Annotated in this window: 2 protein-coding genes; both read left to right on the top strand. The window is 36.6% G+C overall.

The genetic code is table 11. The features are described 5' to 3' along the window. A partial coding sequence (locus tag ABD909_RS05055) for a tyrosine-type recombinase/integrase (RefSeq protein WP_425547945.1) occupies positions 1–497 on the top strand: 497 nt, incomplete at its 5' end. A gap of 87 nt (positions 498–584) precedes the next feature. Continuing rightward, positions 585–785, top strand: coding sequence for a helix-turn-helix transcriptional regulator (locus ABD909_RS05060; protein ID WP_142417295.1), 201 nt, complete (start codon positions 585–587; stop codon positions 783–785). Position 786: the final 1 nt, after the last annotated feature.

A 786-nucleotide genomic window follows, 5' to 3' on the forward strand; every position in this document is an offset into this window, starting at 1 on the left:
TTATTCTGACAGGCGTTCGTACTTTTCCTTTACGTCATATTCATAAAGAACAAATTGAGGGGGATATATGGACTATCCCTGCTGAGAATATGAAAGGAAAGCTTGATACAACAAAAGAATTTCGTGTCCCTTTATCATCAGAAGCATTAGACATTTTAAAACAAGCGCGCTTGCTTTCTCGCAATGATTTTTTCTTTTCTGCTAGAGGTCGAGGTCCCCTTAATGAGAGTTCTATGGCAAAATATATGAGAAAAAATAAAATTGATGCCTGCCCGCATGGATTTCGTTCTAGTTTACGCGATTGGCTCGCTGAAACAACCGATGCCCCCTATGAGGTCGCTGAAACTATTCTAAGTCATACGGTTGGGGGTAAAGTAGAGCGTGCCTATCGTCGTACAGATTATTTAGAACAGCGCCGTGTTNTCTCTCATATCATCTCAATAAGACTCATAAATTATCACATGAGAAAATGTATAATAAAATACTGTTTTCTATGAATAAAATACCTTCAAAAATAAACCAAAATGTGCTTAATAAATAGGCATGATTTGTTCTCATTTTTTTACTTTTGAAAGAATTTTACGATGATAGAAAATGATATTCTTTTAACAGACCGTGAAAGTGCAAAATTGCTTCATATGAGTGTCTCAACTTTCCGCCGTCATGTGACCAATGGCTCTTTACCAAAACCTTTAAAATTTGGTTTTTTATCCCGTTGGTTACAATCGGATCTTATCAATGTCATTGAGCAAGCTAAACAGCAGCGTCAAAGTGATGCGGCATAAA

It is taken from the genome of Bartonella acomydis, assembly GCF_039543025.1.
GTDB classification, from domain to species: domain Bacteria; phylum Pseudomonadota; class Alphaproteobacteria; order Rhizobiales; family Rhizobiaceae; genus Bartonella; species Bartonella acomydis.

Bases quoted from the DNA above. Each gene is read 5' to 3' on its own strand.
- ABD909_RS05060 (WP_142417295.1), top strand. From the start codon at position 585: ATGATAGAAAATGATATTCTTTTAACAGACCGTGAAAGTGCAAAATTG.